The sequence below is a fragment of the Brevundimonas vitisensis genome (assembly GCF_016656965.1).
GTDB classification, from domain to species: domain Bacteria; phylum Pseudomonadota; class Alphaproteobacteria; order Caulobacterales; family Caulobacteraceae; genus Brevundimonas; species Brevundimonas vitisensis.
Window position 1 is genome coordinate 2,421,127 of record NZ_CP067977.1, and the last position, 14,189, is coordinate 2,435,315.

At 66.7% G+C, this 14,189-nt stretch carries 18 protein-coding genes; 7 read left to right on the top strand and 11 right to left on the bottom strand.

Annotation, left to right across the window (positions count from 1 at the left end; all coding sequences use genetic code 11):
• Window positions 1-53: 53 nt before the first annotated feature.
• The 6 genes from JIP62_RS12320 to JIP62_RS12345 all read left to right on the top strand — a co-directional run bounded on the left by JIP62_RS12320 (window position 54) and on the right by JIP62_RS12345 (window position 4,904).
• Window positions 54-533, top strand: a complete 480-nt coding sequence (locus tag JIP62_RS12320; protein ID WP_201102459.1) for a hypothetical protein — start codon at window positions 54-56, stop codon at window positions 531-533.
• A gap of 205 nt (window positions 534-738) precedes the next feature.
• Window positions 739-1,608 (top strand): flagellar motor stator protein MotA, encoded by an 870-nt coding sequence (gene motA / locus JIP62_RS12325; protein ID WP_201102460.1) that lies wholly within the window; start codon window positions 739-741, stop codon window positions 1,606-1,608.
• A 185-nt stretch (window positions 1,609-1,793) separates the two neighbouring features.
• On the top strand, window positions 1,794-2,063 hold the full coding sequence (locus JIP62_RS12330) for a hypothetical protein (RefSeq protein WP_201102461.1): 270 nt from the start codon (window positions 1,794-1,796) through the stop codon (window positions 2,061-2,063).
• A 149-nt stretch (window positions 2,064-2,212) separates the two neighbouring features.
• A complete protein-coding gene (locus tag JIP62_RS12335) occupies window positions 2,213-2,491 on the top strand; it encodes a hypothetical protein (protein WP_201102462.1) in 279 nt (92 codons plus the stop codon).
• A 107-nt stretch (window positions 2,492-2,598) separates the two neighbouring features.
• Entirely contained in the window at window positions 2,599-4,398 is a 1,800-nt protein-coding gene (gene mnmC, locus JIP62_RS12340; protein WP_201102463.1) for an FAD-dependent 5-carboxymethylaminomethyl-2-thiouridine(34) oxidoreductase MnmC, read from the top strand.
• A gap of 92 nt (window positions 4,399-4,490) precedes the next feature.
• On the top strand, window positions 4,491-4,904 hold the full coding sequence (locus JIP62_RS12345) for a DUF6491 family protein (protein ID WP_201102464.1): 414 nt from the start codon (window positions 4,491-4,493) through the stop codon (window positions 4,902-4,904).
• A gap of 5 nt (window positions 4,905-4,909) precedes the next feature.
• Here the strand turns inward: JIP62_RS12345 and scpA are convergent, their stop codons facing one another.
• Both scpA and JIP62_RS12355 read right to left on the bottom strand, forming a co-directional pair.
• Window positions 4,910-7,060 (bottom strand): methylmalonyl-CoA mutase, encoded by a 2,151-nt coding sequence (gene scpA, locus JIP62_RS12350; protein ID WP_201102465.1) that lies wholly within the window; start codon window positions 7,058-7,060, stop codon window positions 4,910-4,912.
• The gene (locus JIP62_RS12355; protein ID WP_201102466.1) at window positions 7,057-8,451 is read right to left on the bottom strand and encodes a methylmalonyl-CoA mutase family protein; all 1,395 of its coding nucleotides are present in this window, start codon (window positions 8,449-8,451) and stop codon (window positions 7,057-7,059) included. Before JIP62_RS12355 ends, scpA begins: the two co-directional genes overlap by 4 nt.
• Before the next feature lie 176 nt (window positions 8,452-8,627).
• On the opposite strand from JIP62_RS12355, the gene JIP62_RS12360 reads away from it, so the two are divergent.
• A complete protein-coding gene (locus tag JIP62_RS12360) occupies window positions 8,628-8,810 on the top strand; it encodes a DUF3606 domain-containing protein (protein WP_201102467.1) in 183 nt (60 codons plus the stop codon).
• Between the two features lie 24 nt (window positions 8,811-8,834).
• On the opposite strand, the gene JIP62_RS12365 is transcribed toward JIP62_RS12360, so the two are convergent.
• The 9 genes from JIP62_RS12365 to JIP62_RS12405 form a co-directional block, all read right to left on the bottom strand.
• A complete protein-coding gene (locus JIP62_RS12365; protein ID WP_201102468.1) occupies window positions 8,835-9,356 on the bottom strand; it encodes a MarR family winged helix-turn-helix transcriptional regulator in 522 nt (173 codons plus the stop codon).
• Window positions 9,357-9,461: 105 nt separating this feature from the next.
• A complete protein-coding gene (locus tag JIP62_RS12370) occupies window positions 9,462-9,959 on the bottom strand; it encodes a hypothetical protein (protein WP_201102469.1) in 498 nt (165 codons plus the stop codon).
• On the bottom strand, window positions 9,956-10,561 hold the full coding sequence (locus JIP62_RS12375; RefSeq protein ID WP_201102470.1) for a response regulator: 606 nt from the start codon (window positions 10,559-10,561) through the stop codon (window positions 9,956-9,958). The genes JIP62_RS12370 and JIP62_RS12375 overlap by 4 nt, the downstream gene beginning before the upstream one ends.
• Window positions 10,561-10,908, bottom strand: a complete 348-nt coding sequence (locus JIP62_RS12380) for a hypothetical protein (RefSeq protein ID WP_201102471.1) — start codon at window positions 10,906-10,908, stop codon at window positions 10,561-10,563. The genes JIP62_RS12375 and JIP62_RS12380 overlap by 1 nt, the downstream gene beginning before the upstream one ends.
• Window positions 10,908-11,453, bottom strand: a complete 546-nt coding sequence (locus tag JIP62_RS12385; protein WP_201102472.1) for a chemotaxis protein CheD — start codon at window positions 11,451-11,453, stop codon at window positions 10,908-10,910. The genes JIP62_RS12380 and JIP62_RS12385 overlap by 1 nt, the downstream gene beginning before the upstream one ends.
• Complete coding sequence (locus tag JIP62_RS12390; protein WP_201102473.1) at window positions 11,453-11,842, bottom strand: response regulator; 390 nt, start codon at window positions 11,840-11,842, stop codon at window positions 11,453-11,455. The genes JIP62_RS12385 and JIP62_RS12390 overlap by 1 nt, the downstream gene beginning before the upstream one ends.
• The gene (locus JIP62_RS12395) at window positions 11,842-12,876 is read right to left on the bottom strand and encodes a protein-glutamate methylesterase/protein-glutamine glutaminase (RefSeq protein WP_201102474.1); all 1,035 of its coding nucleotides are present in this window, start codon (window positions 12,874-12,876) and stop codon (window positions 11,842-11,844) included. Before JIP62_RS12395 ends, JIP62_RS12390 begins: the two co-directional genes overlap by 1 nt.
• Entirely contained in the window at window positions 12,873-13,718 is an 846-nt protein-coding gene (locus JIP62_RS12400; protein WP_201102475.1) for a CheR family methyltransferase, read from the bottom strand. Before JIP62_RS12400 ends, JIP62_RS12395 begins: the two co-directional genes overlap by 4 nt.
• Window positions 13,715-14,182 carry a chemotaxis protein CheW gene (locus JIP62_RS12405; protein WP_201102476.1) on the bottom strand — a complete coding sequence of 156 codons (468 nt, stop codon included), beginning with the start codon at window positions 14,180-14,182 and terminating at the stop codon, window positions 13,715-13,717. The genes JIP62_RS12400 and JIP62_RS12405 overlap by 4 nt, the downstream gene beginning before the upstream one ends.
• Between the last annotated feature and the right edge of the window lie 7 nt (window positions 14,183-14,189).

A 14,189-nucleotide genomic window follows, 5' to 3' on the forward strand; every position in this document is an offset into this window, starting at 1 on the left:
TTCCCCAAAATCTTATCTAACGGTGACATCTCAGATTCGAGGGGGGGGATACCGTGAATCAAACAGCAACCAAGTTCGCCATTGCCGCCGCAGCCATTGGCGTGCTGGTCGCCGGACAGGCTCTGGCCGGGCGTGCAAACGTCGCGGCGGCGAAGTCTGCCGACCGTGAAGAGGTCCATGCCGAGGCCGGTACTGTGGCGGCCAAGGCCTCGATCCGTGACCGCATCGTCATCGACGATCGCGCCGAAGCAAATCAGGACCCCGGGCTTCCGCAAACAGAACTGCCGCCTGGTGCCAGAAAGGAACTTCTGAACGATTTGGGAGATGGTCGTTCGAACGGTCGTGTCTATGACAGCTCGGGCAAGCTGATCGGCACCTATGGTGAGGGCCCGGGGTACTTCGAATGGACGCCGAACCCTCCGTCACCCTATGGCAGCATGTTCGGTGTGCCGACGCCGGTCGTAATCGTGGGTGGAGCGGTTTTCGCGGGTGGGGTCGTGATCGCGACCGACGACGAGGCCGAAAGCAACTGATCCCACAGGATTTGCGGGGGCGGCATCGCAACGGCCGTTGCTCGAAAGTGCAAGCCTGAAGCCGGGCCGGCTGACATCATATGTCAGCCGGCCCGGATGCGTTTGAGCGGGCATTCAACGGCGGCAAAGCGATCGGCAACCCGCCCTTAATGATTAACGGCGATGCTGCGGGTCTCTTCTTCACGCCTGCGGATAACCGTCTTCCATGTTCCAGATCATCGGCATCGTCCTGCTGTTCGGCATGGTCTTCGGCAGCTACATCCTGGCCGGTGGCAAGATGGAGGTGATCCTCCACTCCCTGCCCTATGAGCTGATGGCCATTCTGGGGGCCGGCGTCGCCGCCTTCATGATCGGCAACAGCGTGTCCACGATCAAGGCCACGCTGGGCGGTTTCGGCAAGGTCTTTGCCGGCAACAAGTGGAAAAAGAAGGACTATGTCGACCTGCTGTCGCTGCTGTTCCAGCTGACCAAGACGATGAAGTCCAAGGGCGTGATCGCCCTGGAAAGCCATATCGAAAAGCCCGCCGAGTCCGCGATCTTCCAGAAGTATCCGCGGATCATGAAGGACCATTTTGCCATCGACTTCATCTGCGACACCCTGCGGATGATGACGATGAACCTGGAGGATCCTCACCAGATCGAGGACGCCATGGACAAGCAGCTGGAAAAGCACCACCACGAGGCACAGGCCGGGGCCCATGCGTTGCAGACCATGGCTGACGGCCTGCCCGCCCTCGGCATTGTCGCGGCCGTTCTGGGGGTCATCAAGACCATGGGTTCGATTACCGAGCCGCCGGAAGTTCTGGGCGGCATGATCGGTGGGGCGCTGGTGGGCACCTTCCTGGGCGTGTTCCTGGCCTATGGGATGGTGGGGCCCTTCGCTGCGCGGCTGAAGGAGATCGTCGACGGCGATCATGCTTTCTACAAGATCATCCAGTCGGTCCTGGTCGCCCATCTGCACGGAAATGCGGCCCAGATCTCGATCGAGATCGGTCGCGGCGATATCCCGTCGGGCGCACAGCCCTCGTTCGCCGAGATGGAAGAGACCCTGACCAACGCCCCCGCCGAAGCTTGATTTCCTGGCTATCGCGCGGTCGCGCTGCCTGAGTCACGTTTTTTTGGCTACCGCGCGGTCGCGCTACTTGAGCCGAGGCCTGGCCTACCGGCTGTAACCTCTGATCGACCCCTGGCGTATGTCCGAGGGGGCTGTTCGCCCCGAATATCGGCGGCGACAGGCCGCATCAATCACAGGGGCTACCCATGACCATTCGCACACTGCTCGTCGCCATTGCCGGCGTCGCCACCCTGGGCGTCGCCGCCTGCCAGCCCGCGGCGGATACCCCGTCCGAATCGACCGAAGGCGCAATGGCCGCCGAAGGTGCGATGGCTCCCGCCGAAGGGGCCATGGCCCCGGCGACCGAGGGCGCGATGGCTCCGGCTGACGATGCCATGGCTCCCGCCGCCGACAAGATGGCCCCGGCCGAGGGGGCGATGGCTCCCGCCGAGGACAAGATGGCTCCCGCCCAATAGGGGTCTGATCAAGACGGTCAGAGCCGGTCGCAAACGCAGGGCAAAGGATCACGAACCCGTGAGAATTCGCTTGCGAAGCGTCGCAGACGGTCGTTACCTCCCCATTGCGGGGCAACGTCCTCGCGTGAACCTCGGGAAGGAAACACCCAATGCGTATCACTGCTCTGATCGTCGCTTCGGCCGCCGCTCTGGCCCTGGCTGCCTGCCAACCGGCCGCTGAAGACAAGGCCGAAGACGCCGCTGCCGACGCCACGGCTGCTGCCGACACCGCGATGGAAGCCGCCACGACGGCCGATGCCGCCGCCACCGACGCCGCCGCTGCTGCGGGCGAGGCCACGGCTGCTGCCGAGACCGCTGCCATGACCCCGGCCCCGGCCGAAGGTGCGATGGCTCCGGCCGCGACCCCGGCTCCGGCTCCGGCTCACTAAGCCGCAACCAGACATCATGACGGGCCCCGGTCCGTCCTGGAGGAAAGGGGTCGCAGTCGCGGCCCCTTTTTTCATGCCGCTGCATCAGGAACGGCTATAGATCGGCGATGCTGCCCGGCCCGGACTCCGACGATCCTCACGACGCTTCTCCACGCCTGATCTGGACGGAGGAAGGGGCCCCAAGGTCCGGCCGCTTCGACGATGTCTATTTCTCGCGCGAGGACGGGCTGGCCGAGAGCCGCGCCGTCTTTCTGCAGGGATGCGACCTGCCGCAGGCCTGGGCCGATCGGCGCACCTTCACGATCGCCGAACTGGGCTTCGGCACCGCGCTCAACATCGTGGCCGTGCTGGACCTCTGGCGTCGGCATCGCCCGGCCGGGGGGCGGCTGAACCTGTTCTCGGTCGAGGCCTTTCCGCTGAGCCGGGAAGAAGCAGCGCGCGCCCTGGCCGCCTTTCCCGAAGTCGCTGATACGGCGCGCGCCCTGCTGGACCGCTGGCCCGACCTGGTGCCGGGCTTTCACCGGCTGGACCTGCCCGAACTGGGCGCCGCGCTCGATCTTGCGATCGGGCCGGTGGAGTGGGCCCTGGACCAGTGGATGGGCCAGGCTGACGCCTGGTTTCTGGATGGATTTGCGCCCTCGACCAATCCGGGCATGTGGTCGCCGACCGTCTTCGACGCGATCGCGGCCCGGTCCGCACCGGGGGCGAGGGTGGCGACCTTCACTGTCGCAGGGGTCGTTCGCCGGGGCTTGGCCGACCGGGGCTTCGCCGTCGAGAAGCGGCCTGGCCACGGCCGAAAGCGCGAGCGGCTGGAGGCCCGCCTGGGTTCCCCCGTGGCGCAGCCCCCCGCGCCCCATGTCGCTGTGATCGGCGGCGGCATCGCCGGGGCTGCCATGGCGCGTGCCCTGACGGCGGACGGCGCGCGGGTCACCCTGCTCGAGGCTGAGCGACCGGGGGCTGGGGCATCGGGCTTTCCCGCGGCCCTTGTCACGCCCCGGATGGATGCCGGTGATGGCGGTATCGCGGCCCTTTACGCACAGGCCCTGGCGCGCGCGACGGCGCTCTATCGGCGCATCCCCGATGCCGTGATCGAGGAGGGCGTGCTGCAGCTGGAACAGTCGCCACGGGATGAGGGGCGATTCGCAAAGGTGGCGGCTCAGCCCATCTGGCCGGTCCACGCCATGGAGGTCGTGAAGGCGAGCGAGGCCTCGGATCGACTGGGCCTGCCGGTCGAGACGGGAGCCCTTTGGATGGCTGGAGCCATGGCGGTCCGGCCGGAGACGATCCTGGCCGACTGGCTGTCGGGGATCGAGCGTCTGACCGAAACGGTGACCGGGCTGACGCAGCGGGACGGGCGGTGGGCCATTGCGGTCGCGGGCCAGTCTGCTGAGCTGACGTTCGATGCTGTGGTGCTGGCGGCCGGGTGGGGCGTTGACGCCCTGACGCCGGAGCTTGGCCTGTCACCCGTGCGGGGCCAGGCGGACTGGGCTGAGGGGAGGGCGGCCGTCCCGGTCGCCTGGGGCGGCTATGCGGTGCCGACCGGCACGGGCCTTTTGTTCGGCGCGACCCACGAGCGGGGTCAGACGGATCCCGTCGTTAGCGACGCTGCATCCGAGACCAACCGGGCGACCCTGGCACGGCGATTTCCGCTGTGGGCTGCAGAAATCGACGCTGGAGGTCCAACCGCACGGCGCGCCGCCATCCGCGCCGCGACCCCCGATCGCCTTCCCTTGGCCGGTGCCGTGCCGGGTCGGGAGGGGCTTTTCGTTCTGGGGGGGCTGGGATCGCGAGGTTTCTGCGCGGCCCCGCTGCTGGCCGAGCATGTGGCGGCCATGGTGGCCGATCGACCCTCGCCCTTGCCGCGCGATCTGGCTCGGAGGGTGGACCCCCTGCGTCTGACGTCCTGACCGTGATGGGTCGGCGAAGGCGCGACCTCTCTTGTGCAACGACCGTATCCCGGCCACGTTCGAGGCTGGTTGATCCTGTTCAGGAGTTTCCGATGCGCCTTGCGATCCTCATCCCTGCCATGGCCCTGCTGGGCGCAATGGCCGGCTGCGCGCCCACCACCCAGCCGGACGCAGAGGCGGTGCCGCGTGCGCAGCGGGCGTGTTTCCTGGCACCCAGCCTGCAGAATTTTCGCGCCAGCGACACGACCCTGTATGTCCGCAGCTCGCGCAGCGAGGTGTTTGAGGTTCAGGTGGCGGGGTACTGCCAGGATTTATCTTCGGCCAATTCCGTGTCTGTCACCCCGTTCGGCGGGTCCAGCGTCAACGTCTGTGTGGGAGACACGGTCAGCATTGCCCTGTCGGGCCTGGGCACCGGTGGTCGCTATCAGGGCCCCTGCCGCGGCGAGGTTCAGCGGAAACTCACCGAGGCCGAGGTGGCTGCACTGGCTCCCCGCCTGCGTCCCTGAAGCGGCTATTTCTTCTGGGCGTAGCCGAGGCGCTGGTTCAGCCGTTCGATCAGGTCGATGGCGGTGTCCGCAACAACCGAGCCGGGCGGATAGACGGCGGCGGCCCCCATATCGAGCAGGGGCTGCACGTCGCCCGGCGGGATGACGCCGCCGACCACGATCAGGATGTCAGGCCGCCCCAGGCGCTTCAGTTCCGCTTTCAGCTCGGGCACCAGAGTCAGGTGACCAGCCGCCAGGGATGAGGCGCCCACGGCATGGGCATTGGCCGCCACCGCATCGCGCGCCGCCTCTGCCGGGGTCTGGAACAGCGCCCCGGCCGTGGCCTCGATCCCCAGGTCGCCATAGGCGGTGGCGATCACCTTCTGGCCCCGGTCGTGGCCGTCCTGGCCCAGTTTGGCGATCAGGATACGCGGCGGGCCGCCTTCATTCTCGACGAAGGCGGCGACCATGTCGCGGGCTCTGGCGACCTTGGGATCGGTGCCCGCTTCCTTGGCATAGACACCCCGCACGGTCTGGACCGTCGCGACATGACGCCCGAATGCAGCCTCCAGGGCGTCCGAAATCTCGCCCACCGTGGCATGGGCCCGCGCGGCGCGGACGGACAGTTCAAGCAGATTTTCGCTGCCGCGCGCCCCTTCGGTCAGGGCGGTCAGGGCCGCCTGCGTGGCGGCCTCATCCCGCTCTGCGCGCAGCCGTTGCAGCTTTTCGATCTGGCGGGCGCGCACCTCGGCATTGTCCACTTTCAGCATCGGGATGTCGTCGGGCGTGTCGCTCAGATAGCGGTTCACGCCCACCACGGTCTGTTGGCCCGTGTCGATCCGGGCCTGGGTGCGAGCCGCCGATTCCTCGATCCGCAGCTTGGGAATCCCGGCCTCGATCGCCTTGGCCATGCCGCCCAGTCCCTCGACCTCTGCCATCAGGGCCCGGGCGCGGGTGGCCAGCTCGTGGGTCAGGCGCTCGACATAGAAACTGCCGCCCCACGGGTCGATCGTGCGGGTCAGGCCCGTCTCGGCCTGAAGCAGGATCTGGGTGTTTCGAGCGATCCGGGCCGAGAAGTCGGTGGGCAGGGCCAAGGCTTCATCCAGGGCATTGGTGTGCAGGGACTGGGTCTGGCCGCCCGCCGCCGCCATGGCCTCGACCATGGTGCGAGGCACATTGTTGAACACGTCCTGGGCCGCCAGCGACCAGCCCGAGGTCTGGCAGTGGGCCCGCAGGGACAGCGACCGGGGGTCCTTCGGCTCAAACTGCTTCTGAACCGCCTCGGCCCACAGAAGGCGACCGGCGCGCAGCTTGGCCACCTCCATGAAATAGTTCATGCCGATGGCCCAGAAGAAGCTGAGGCGCGGGGCGAACCGGTCCACGTCCATGCCTGCCGCCACGCCCGCCCGGATGTACTCCAGGCCGTCGGCCAGGGTGTAGGCCAGCTCGATGTCAGCCGAGGCCCCGGCCTCCTGCATATGGTAGCCGGAAATCGAGATGGAGTTGAACTTCGGCGTCTCCTGCGCCGTCCAGGCGAAGATGTCGGCGATGATCCGCATCGAGGGCGCGGGCGGATAGATGTAGGTGTTGCGGACCATGAACTCCTTGAGGATGTCGTTCTGGATGGTCCCGGTCAGGGCGGCGTGTGGCACCCCCTGTTCCTCGGCCGCGACGACATAGAGGGCCAGGATCGGCAGCACCGCGCCGTTCATGGTCATCGACACGCTCATCTGGTCCAGCGGAATGCCGTCGAACAGGGTCCGCATGTCCAGGATGGAATCGATCGCAACACCCGCCATGCCGACATCCCCGGCCACGCGCGGGTGGTCAGAGTCGTATCCCCGGTGGGTGGCCAGATCGAAGGCGATCGACAGCCCCTTCTGCCCAGCCGCAAGGTTGCGTCGATAGAAGGCGTTGGAAGCCTCGGCGGTCGAGAAACCCGCGTATTGGCGGATGGTCCAGGGATTGCCCGCATACATGGTCGGATAGGGACCACGCAGATAGGGCGCGATACCGGGCAGGCCGTGGATGGCGTCCAGGCCGTGAAGTGCGTCTGGCCCATAGGCCGCAGCGACAGCGATCCCCTCCGGCGTCGGCCAGGGAGCGCGATCCGTGCTGGTGCCCGCCGCGGTGCCGGTCAGATCCAGGTCGATACGGGCGAAATCGGGGAGGCTCATGCCGAGGTCTCCATCTCGAAGGGTTCGGACAGGCGGATGGGACGCAGGGCCGCGAAGGTGCGGCTTCCACGATCTGCCGGCTGCGTCGCGGCAGACACCTCCACCGGTGCGGGGCGGACGTCCGGATCGACGTATTTCGTCACGCCAACGATCTGCTTTGCGCCATCGCGATAGGCCGCTTCCAGCGCGCTGCGGGCCTCATCGACGCGTGTCTGGATGGTTCCGGCCTCCAAGGCCGCCAGCACTCCGCCTTCAGCCTGAACCGTCTGGAACGCCGACCATCCCGCCTGGGCCAGGTCGCGCGTGCGGGCATCCAGGAACCAGGATCCGGCGGCGGGATCATCGACCCGGCCCAGGTGCGCCTCCTCCATCAGGACGAGCTGGGTATTGCGGGCCTGTCTGCGGGCAAAGGCGTCGGGGCGTCCCACGGCCCGGGTGAAGCCGTCCAGAACCACTGTGTCCGCTCCGCCGACCGCTCCTGCGAACCCGGCGGCAGTGAGCCGCAACAGATTGGGCCAGGGATCGCGCGCACTGAGCATCCGGCGCGACGACCGGGCCTCGATCGCGGCGGGGGATTCCGCGCCGAAGGCCCGGCTGATCGACCGCCAGATCAGCCGCAGGGCGCGGACCTTGGCCAGGGCATCGAAGTATTCTGCATCGACCGAGACCGACAGGACCGTGCCGGCCAAGGCGCGCTCAGGGCTCAGCCCGGCCGTGATTCCCGCCGAGACATAGGCCACAGCTGCCGCAGCGGCGAAGCCCAGCTCCTGTGCCGCCGATCCACCCGCCTCGTGCACGACCCGGCCCGAAGCCAGGAAGAAGGTCGCCTCCGGATAGGCCCCCGCATGGCGGGCGGCCGTGTTGGCGGCCAGGGTCAGATGATCGGCGATCGGACGCGGCGAGGTGCCTGCTTCGGCAAAGGCGCTGATCGGATCCATGTGCAAGCGAAGCCGGGCGCGCGGCGATCCCTTGGCGACCACCGCCAGAGCATTGGCGGCATCCGGCCCGTCCAGTCCCGCATCCAGCGCGACCGGTGCCAGTTCCAGTGCGACACCCGCCAGCGCCTCTCCCAGAGGCTCGGGATCGGCCAGGACCGCACCCGACAGAAGGACTGAGGCGGCGCCGCCTTCCAGATCGGTCAGCACGGCCGCATTGACCAGGGTCGGATCATCGCCTTCGACAAGGGTCCGCAGATCCCAGGCCCGACCATCGGCATCGCCGGCCCGCGGCGCGATCACGGGCAGAACCCCGTCATCGGCAGCATAGAGGGCCGATACCCGCAGACCATCGGCGTCGATCCGGTCCAGACTGGAAGGTTCGGCTCCCTTCAAGGCGCGGCGGGCTTCGGCCTGCCACGTCTCACGCGAGGGGGCGGGGAACGAACCGGACATGGGGCCTCCTTGGTTTCAGCGGGTCCGTATTGCGGTGTCCGGCATCGCGCGTCCAGTCCGGCGGGCTTCAGATTCCCTATCGCGCCATCGATCGGAGACGCGATGGCCCGGGGCGTTTCACCCTTGAGCTTTGGCGTCCGCCCGGCGACGATGCCGCCTTATCGCGGAGACGACATATGGCGGGCCTCAAGGACAAGCGCGGCTTCATCGACAAGGACCGCCTGGACCTGTCCGAACGGCAGGCCGTCGAATACTGGATGAAGCGCTGGGGGGTGACCCGCGAACAGATCACCACCGCGCATCGCAAGGCGGGCCGCATGGTCAAGGACATCGCCGCCGAACTGGGCAAGAAGCGTTAGAGCATCGGACCTGGAAGCGTCGCCTTAGGACGGGATCTGGGGTTCGTCCGGCCACGGTCCGGCGTTCAGCGAAAAGCCCATTCTCGTGCTCATTCGCCGCATATTGGCGATCAGAAGGTCCAGTCGTTCGTCCGGGGTCTGTATGAACAGGTCCCTGGCCAACGCTTCCGCACTGGCTTTCATTCGCTCGTAGGCCTGTTTGCCCTCGCTAGTCAGCCGAATGACATTGATCCTGCGATCGAACTGATGCTGGCCCCGCTCCACGAGACCGTCTTTTTCAAGATGATCGACCATGCGGGTCACGAACACCGACGACTTGCCGATGCCGATCGCCAGCTCGCTCTGTTTCATGGGACCCCGGCGCGCCAGGGTGCTGAGGGCATAGATGTCGAACTGGTCGCGCTTGTGCCCCAGAGCCGCGTACATCCGTTCGTTGAGATGCATCGCCAGGCCGAAGATGCCGCGCAGGGCCTCCAACTCCGACTCGCGTCGTTCAAGGGAGCGCGGATCACCCCGCGCTCCGCGGGGATCAGTCGATTGGCCCATGGCTCGTTTCCGACCTCGGGCGACTCTTGCGTCGCCTCTTTGATCACCACCATAGGTCATTCGGTGGTCTCAAGATATAGCATTGATCGCGGAACGGACTCGATCTTAGTCGCTTCGCCGCTGAAGCGCCTCATCAGCATGCTGAACATAGCAGACGAGACACCGCTGCAACTCCGAGATTAGGTCTTCGGCGACCGGATCCGGCAACTGGCCAGAGCGTAACAACCCTATGGTGGCGATGGCTGGACCCAAGGCACCGTCGGGCCAGTAGCGTGTATGGGACAGGGCGTCGGCCATGGCGCAGAGCATCAGCAGGGCCTTTCCCAGCATCGGGCGGTTGAGGCCGCTGCAGGCGGTGAGTGCTGCGCTGGCGTCTTGGCTCACCTGCTCCAGAACGCTGTCCGGTGGACGTCTGATGGGATGGTCGCGGGCAAATTGGGCGAGCGGCGCGAGACGACGATCCAGTTCCTGGACGCAGATTTCCTCAATCGTCTCAAGATTGGACTGTGCGGCGGCCAGGGCCTCGCTGACACGAACGCCATCGCGGCTGCGGACCATCCGCTCGAGGTTGTTGGTAACGCGCCGGATGATCACCGAGGTCATAGCGACATCTTCTGAGGCTTGAGCAAACTGTCGATCTCCGATTGGGACATGTTCGGGTCCACGGCCTCTCCGACCTCGCCGGACAGGTCGCTGCGTCGGCGGCCCGTCTGACCTGCTGGGACGCCCTCGTTTTTGAACCGCCGGTCCGGTCCCACAAAGTTGTCAGCCTCGACAAACAACCGGCCGCTCCGACCCACCCACATGATCCGGGCCAAGAGGGTGGTCGCGCTGATCGGCTTGACGACGACGAAGCTGGCTCCGCAATCGCGGGCCTGCTCCACCTGGGTTCGTGGAGGGTGTCCGGCGATCATGACGACGGGCGCATAGCGGTTCGGCTCCAACCGGCTGCGCCGCAACCAGGTCACCAGCTCATAGCCGTTGCCGTTCAGCCCGCCCTCCAGAAGGATCAGGTCGAACTTGGTCCGTGACAGGCAGTCCTTGAACTCCTCAGCCGTCTGCACCCGCGTGATGTGCTGGATGCCGAAGCCGATCAACATCTGGCCCAGGATATCGAGCCCCTGGGAGTTCGCATCGGCACAGAGGACCCGTGCCTCGCGAAAGTCGAGGCGGGCACTGCCGTCTATGTGGGGGTCCGCCTCCATCACCAGAGTTCCGCTTCGCCAGAACCCGCCGAGGCCATGGGCACGGGCGGCAGGCCGGCCAGCCTGCGTCCCAGACCACTGAGATTAAGGCGAGCCACCGCCGCACGGATATGATCCGCCGTCTCCTGATGATCGACCGAGGCCCCACTGATGTCGCCGCAAAGCAGAGACAGCTGCCGCAGGTGCTGGCTGAGGCCGTCCAGGGCCTGAACGGCCTCGATCTCGACCTCGGTCAGCCTGCGGCCCACCAGGACATCGCCGATGACATGCTCCAGCCGCTCGGACGCCGCCGCCCAGTCGCCCAGCTCGTCGCGCATGGCGGTCAATAGACGCGACATCTCGGTCATCAGAACAGCTCCAGTTCGCCGACGTTGGCGGGCGCGGCGGGGGGCGAAGGACGCTCGAAGGCGGCAACGGCACCGCCGTCCACGACGTACTGCCGGGCGCGACCTGAGGCGGGCCAGAACTGGATACGCCGTGCCGAATCGCCGCCCAGGCTGACCGCCACCACCGGAATGCCCTCGTCGGACAGGAATTTTCTGGCGAACACGCCATTCTTGCCGCCGATATCCGTGCCGCCGGTGGTCATCCTGGCGCCGCCGAAAACCTTGGCCTGGATGCGGTCGCGTCGAGCCCCGTGCTTCAGCAGACCGTTGATCAGAAGTTCCATGGCCTGCACGCCATAGCGGCGGTCACCCGAGGCACCATCGGGTGCCTGGGGAAGCAGAAAGTGGTTCATGCCACCCACCCCGGCCACAGGGTCCCAAAGACAGGCCGACACGCAGCTGCCCAGAATGGTGGTCAGGCAGACCTGGGCATCGCTGCTGACTTCATGGCGGCCCTGGACGACATGAATGCGTCGCTCGCCGGGCCCTGGTCCAGGTCCTGCCATCACGTCAGCGGCCCATAGACGTCTTCGATCTTCATCCGCAGCGTCGCCACGGTGAAGGGCTTGACCAGATAGTTGTTCACGCCGAACTGGACGGCGCGCTTGACCAGATCGCCGTCGGCGCGCCCGGTCAGCATGATGAACCCCATCGACTTCAGCTGCGGCGCGGCCCGCACGGCCCGCAACAGCGTCAGTCCATCCAGCTTGGGCATGTTGTAGTCCGAGATGACGAGATTCACCGGACTGCCGAGCAGTTGACGCAGGCCCTCTTCGCCATCGGAGGCTTCACGGATGTCGGTCATGCCGATCTCGCGCAGACCGTTCCTCACCAGCGAACGCATGGTCTGCTGATCATCGATGATCATGACTTTGATCGCAGCGGCGGCCGGCATTATGCGTTCCTTCTGACTGGGGTACGGCTGGCGGACAGGGCTGCCCGGGCGATGCGATGAAGAGGCAGCTGGCGTTCGACCGCTCCGATTTCGGCGGCGATGCGGGGCATGCCGAAGATCACCGAGGTGGCCTCGTCCTGTCCGATCGTGATGCCTCCGGCCTGGCGGATCGCCAGCAGGCCGGCTGCGCCGTCGCTTCCCATCCCTGTCAGTATGACGCCGATACTGTCGGGCCCGGCGGCATTGGCCACGGAATTGAACAGGGCATCGACGGACGGTCTGTGCCCACTGACCAGATCGCCTTCGACCAACCGGGCCACCAATTGCCCGGCCCGTCGATGGACGGTCAGATGCCGGGCACCGCCCGGGGCCAGATAGATATGGCCGGGCCGCAGGATGTCGCCGTCCTGGGCTTCGGCCACACGGGGCGCGCAATGCCGATCCAGGCGACCAGCGAAACTGGTCGTGAAATTGGCGGGCATGTGCTGAGTGACCACCGTGGGAGGGCACTGCTCGGGAAAGCCGCCCAGCACGGTCATCAACGCCTCGACTCCGCCCGTCGAGGCCCCTACGGCAACCATGCGGTCGCCCGGCTGGTATTTCGGTTCCGGGGTGGGGGCCGGGGCCGGCACGCGAGGCGACACCCGTGCGCCAGCCGCCTGAACCACCACCTGGGCGAGGGTGTCGAAGCTGCCATCGTCGGCGCCGGTCGGCTTGCCGACGCAATCCACGGCCCCCAGCTCTAGCGCAGACAGCGACGCCTCGGCACCCGCCTGCGTCAGGGTCGAGACCATGACGACCGGCAGGGGATGCAGGCGCATCAGCCGATCCAGAAACTCCAGACCGTTCATGTTCGGCATTTCGACGTCCAGGGTGATGACGTCAGGCCGGGTCTCGCGAATGCAGGTTCGGGCCTCCAGGGGATCGCCCGCCTCGCCCACGACTTCCAGATCGGCACGCCGCTCTAGGGCCACGCGAATGATGGCGCGCATCGTTGGAGAGTCGTCCACGATGACGACGCGATGACGCCTCATGCTGACCTCCGCCGATAGATCGTCAGGCCGTCGGGCTGAAGCTCCGGCGCTTCGGCGCGCTCGGAATGGCCGATGTAGAGCTGACCGCGAGGCGTCAGCGCCTGGCCGAAGCGCGACCACAGGCGCTTCTGGGTCTGGTCATCGAAGTAGATGGCGACGTTCCGGCAGAAGATGACGTCGAACGGCCCTTTCATGGGCCAGGTCTCGTGCAGATTCAGAACGCCGAACCGCACGAGGCGACGGACGTCGTCGGTCAAGGCCATCTGGCCTCGGGCCCGGCTGATGCCGCGGGCGGCCATCTCGGCGGGCACCGGGCTGAGATCGTCCTCAGAATACCGTCCCTGTTTGGCCGTCTCGATGACCTGCGGGTCGATGTCTGTCGCCAGAATGCGAACGTCCAGATCCGCAGCGTTCGGCAGTTCGGACAGGACCGTCATGGCGATCGAATAGGGCTCGTGCCCGAGCGAGCAGCCGGCGGACCACAGCCGGACCCGTCCGCCGGACGCCGCCAGCGGCCCCAGGTGGCGGCGGAACTGATCGCGCAAGGCGTCGAAGTGGTGCGGCTCGCGGAAGAAGCGCGTCACATTGGTCGTGAGCGCGCTCAGAAGGGCCGATCGCTCCTGTTCACCGTCCGGACCATCCAGCACGGCGCAATAGTCGCGGAAACAGCTCAGGCCCAAAGCCCTCAGCCGCTTGCCCAGACGCGAATAGACCAGGGTCGCCTTGCTCGGCGGCAGGGCGATGCCGGATGCCGCATAGAGGGTGTCCGCGATGATGCGGAAGTCGTCCTGGGTGAAGGAGAACTCGCCGTCGACCAGAGAGGCCTTGCGCAAGGCGCTCATGCCGCTTCCTCCACCGCCACTTCGGGGAGCAGCCCATCCAGGGCGATCAGGCTGATCATGCGGCCATCGACCGGGATCACGCCCTTCACGAAGCCGCGCACGACCTCGCAGGCGATATCGGGCGTGGGCTGAATGGCCTCGTCGGACACGGTCAGAATGTCGGACACCGCCTCCACCAGCAGGCCAACCGTGCGCATGCCCACCCGCGCGACAATGATGACGTGCCGCGCCGAAGGCTCGACCGATCCAAGGCCAAGGCGGCAGCTGAGATCGACGATGGGCAGGACCGCGCCGCGCAGGTTGATCACACCCCGGACATAGGCGGGTGACTGGGGCAGGGAGGTCGCGGGGGTCCAGCCGCGGATTTCGCGGACGGACCGGATGTCGACGCAGAATTCCTGCTCGCCGATCGTGAAGGCGATCAGCTCTTGCGGGTTGAGGACGGTGGATTGAACCTGGGTCATGGGGGTC

Bases quoted from the DNA above. Each gene is read 5' to 3' on its own strand.
- JIP62_RS12400 (WP_201102475.1), bottom strand. From the start codon at position 13,718: ATGAGCGCCTTGCGCAAGGCCTCTCTGGTCGACGGCGAGTTCTCCTTC.
- JIP62_RS12370 (WP_201102469.1), bottom strand. From the start codon at position 9,959: ATGACCTCGGTGATCATCCGGCGCGTTACCAACAACCTCGAGCGGATG.
- motA (WP_201102460.1), top strand. From the start codon at position 739: ATGTTCCAGATCATCGGCATCGTCCTGCTGTTCGGCATGGTCTTCGGC.
- JIP62_RS12355 (WP_201102466.1), bottom strand. From the start codon at position 8,451: ATGTCCGGTTCGTTCCCCGCCCCCTCGCGTGAGACGTGGCAGGCCGAA.
- JIP62_RS12335 (WP_201102462.1), top strand. From the start codon at position 2,213: ATGCGTATCACTGCTCTGATCGTCGCTTCGGCCGCCGCTCTGGCCCTG.
- JIP62_RS12365 (WP_201102468.1), bottom strand. From the start codon at position 9,356: ATGGGCCAATCGACTGATCCCCGCGGAGCGCGGGGTGATCCGCGCTCC.
- JIP62_RS12395 (WP_201102474.1), bottom strand. From the start codon at position 12,876: ATGAGGCGTCATCGCGTCGTCATCGTGGACGACTCTCCAACGATGCGC.
- JIP62_RS12360 (WP_201102467.1), top strand. From the start codon at position 8,628: ATGGCGGGCCTCAAGGACAAGCGCGGCTTCATCGACAAGGACCGCCTG.
- JIP62_RS12385 (WP_201102472.1), bottom strand. From the start codon at position 11,453: ATGGCAGGACCTGGACCAGGGCCCGGCGAGCGACGCATTCATGTCGTC.
- JIP62_RS12345 (WP_201102464.1), top strand. From the start codon at position 4,491: ATGCGCCTTGCGATCCTCATCCCTGCCATGGCCCTGCTGGGCGCAATG.
- JIP62_RS12375 (WP_201102470.1), bottom strand. From the start codon at position 10,561: ATGGAGGCGGACCCCCACATAGACGGCAGTGCCCGCCTCGACTTTCGC.
- JIP62_RS12330 (WP_201102461.1), top strand. From the start codon at position 1,794: ATGACCATTCGCACACTGCTCGTCGCCATTGCCGGCGTCGCCACCCTG.
- scpA (WP_201102465.1), bottom strand. From the start codon at position 7,060: ATGAGCCTCCCCGATTTCGCCCGTATCGACCTGGATCTGACCGGCACC.
- mnmC (WP_201102463.1), top strand. From the start codon at position 2,599: ATGCTGCCCGGCCCGGACTCCGACGATCCTCACGACGCTTCTCCACGC.
- JIP62_RS12380 (WP_201102471.1), bottom strand. From the start codon at position 10,908: ATGACCGAGATGTCGCGTCTATTGACCGCCATGCGCGACGAGCTGGGC.
- JIP62_RS12390 (WP_201102473.1), bottom strand. From the start codon at position 11,842: ATGCCGGCCGCCGCTGCGATCAAAGTCATGATCATCGATGATCAGCAG.
- JIP62_RS12405 (WP_201102476.1), bottom strand. From the start codon at position 14,182: ATGACCCAGGTTCAATCCACCGTCCTCAACCCGCAAGAGCTGATCGCC.